The organism is Gryllotalpicola sp. CP2-P1, assembly GCF_057512245.1.
In genome coordinates this window covers 1-2,121 of the sequence record NZ_JBLRDT010000311.1, presented here as the reverse complement: position 1 = coordinate 2,121, position 2,121 = coordinate 1, and the positions used below count along the sequence as shown (strand labels likewise).

General features: G+C 67.6%; 2 protein-coding genes. One reads left to right on the top strand and one right to left on the bottom strand.

Annotation, left to right across the window (positions count from 1 at the left end; genetic code table 11):
- Window positions 1-151: 151 nt before the first annotated feature.
- On the top strand, window positions 152-1,252 hold the full coding sequence (locus ACM2XV_RS14630; protein ID WP_487027461.1) for a hypothetical protein: 1,101 nt from the start codon (window positions 152-154) through the stop codon (window positions 1,250-1,252).
- A 504-nt stretch (window positions 1,253-1,756) separates the two neighbouring features.
- Here ACM2XV_RS14630 and ACM2XV_RS14625 read toward each other — a convergent pair.
- The coding region (locus ACM2XV_RS14625; protein WP_487027460.1) for an SDR family NAD(P)-dependent oxidoreductase at window positions 1,757-2,121 on the bottom strand (365 nt) is incomplete at its 5' end.

Below are 2,121 nucleotides of genomic sequence, written 5' to 3'. Positions count from 1 at the left end.
CCGCTTCAGGCGCAGGGCGATGCCGTGCGCCGCAGTCGTCGCACCGGTTCGGCCCGTGGCGACACGATGTGCGGGATTCAGGACAGTCCTCACCCTTCGGCGACAGTAGAGGCAAGAATCCGCCAACCAATCCTTCACGCGACGACAAAGGATGCGCGAACGGCCCTGTGCAATGTGCACGGAATGTCGCCGCACGGGTCGATGCCGGATTCTCTTTGCTGAACTCGCCGCTCACACACACGCGCCATGCGCTGTTGTCCACCGATTGAGGTCGGGCGACGATCCTCGCGGCGCCCGGGTCGCCAAGATCGCTGTCATGCGCCACGCCGCTGCCCTGCCTGCTGAACTCGCCGGCGCCCCGTTCGCGGTGGCGGATGCCGAACGGAACGGCGTCTCCCGCGGGCGGCTTCGCGCCAGGGATCTCAACCGTCCGTTCCGCGGGGTGCGCGTTCCCCTCGCACTACTTGCGGAATCGACGGACGAGCAGAAGTTCACCCGGCTGTGCGATGCGTTCCAGACGAAGCTTCCCGAACGGTGGTTCTTCAGCAGCGTGACAGCCGCACGGATCATGGGCATTCCGGTGCCGCGCCGGTTCGAGTCGATGGAACTGCATGTCAGCTCGCTCACACCGCACGAACGACCGAGGGGCAAGAGAGTTCGCGGGCACTCGGCCCCGGGCGCAACCATCGTGCAGTTCAACGGCCGCCCCGTGCGGGAACCGGCGCAGCTCTGGTGCGAGCTCGCGGCCGTCCTCGAAGTCGACGAATTGATTCAGGCCGGCGATCGCCTGCTGTCCGACAAGCCGTTCCGCTTGACCACGCTCACGCAGCTGGAAGCTGCGGTACGCCGCCATGGTCGCCGGCCCGGCGCCCGGAAGCTGCGCGAGGCGCTGCCACAGCTGCGTGAGAACGTGTGGTCGCCGAAGGAGACGACTGTCCGCCTGACGATGCTGCGTGCCGGCATGCCAGAGCCCGAGAACAACAAGCCCATCTACGACGAGCGCGGAAGGCTGGTCGCGATCGGCGATCTCGTGCTTGAAGAGTTCATGACGGTCGTGGAGTACGAAGGCGAGCGCTGGCACGCCGACGAGCGCGCGACCATCGACATCGACCGGTTCAACGCTCTCTCTGCGCTGAAGTGGACCATCGTTCGAGTCCGCAAGCATCACTCGCGTGCCGAGGTTGAGCGACTGGTCGGCAGAGCGCTGCGCGCCAACGGGTGGAACCCGGACGGCCGGGGCGAAGGCCGATAGCACGTGCGGAATCCCGACTGGCCGCCCGCCGCTGCGTGACACACTAGTGGCCCGCCGCTGCCTGAAACGAGGTGCGGTTTCCCCTGCGCTTTTCTCGCCGGGCGACAATAGGTGCGGGATGCCTCGAGCTCCCCGCCCGCCCCGGCGACACTAGATGCGGAATCCCGACTGCGCCTAGCCGTCCGGCGACACTAGGTGCGGAATCGCGACTGCGCCTAGCTGTCCGACGACACTAGATGCGGAATCGCGACGGCGCGTCCCTCGCCCGGCGACAATGGGTGTTGGAATCCCGCACCATTCCCGCACCTAATGTCGCCGCGGGCTTCTCGAGAGAGGCTTACCCGCACCTAATGTCGCCGCGGGCTTCTCGAAAGAGGCTTACCCGCACCTAATGTCGCCGCGGGTTTCTCGAGAGAGGCTTTCCCGCACCTAATGTCGCCGCGGGAAAGCGACCGCAGGGAAGCGGCCACGGTCGCAGCGCACCGCGTCGCGCACCGCCGCAGGCTAGATCCTCGGCTCGAGCTTTCCGCGGTGCACCGCGAACTGCGCCGCCTGCGCGATGGGACGCACCACGATGAGGTCCTGGTTCACGTACCACGGCTGCTCGAGCGCCCCCACGATGACGGATGCCACGTCGTCAGCCGTGAGCGGGTGGTCGACCCCCTCGTAGACCGCGGCGGCCCGCTCGGCGTCACCGAGGCGGTTCAGCGAGAACTCCTCGGTGTGCACCATGCCGGGGGCGACCTCGATGACCCGGATCGGCTCGCCCTTGAGGTCGAGCCTGAGCGCCCCGATGAGTCCGTGCACGGCGAACTTCGCCGCGTTGTAGCCGCCGCCGCCCGCGTAGGCCTGCAGACCGGCCGTCGACG

Bases quoted from the DNA above. Each gene is read 5' to 3' on its own strand.
- ACM2XV_RS14630 (WP_487027461.1), top strand. From the start codon at position 152: ATGCGCGAACGGCCCTGTGCAATGTGCACGGAATGTCGCCGCACGGGT.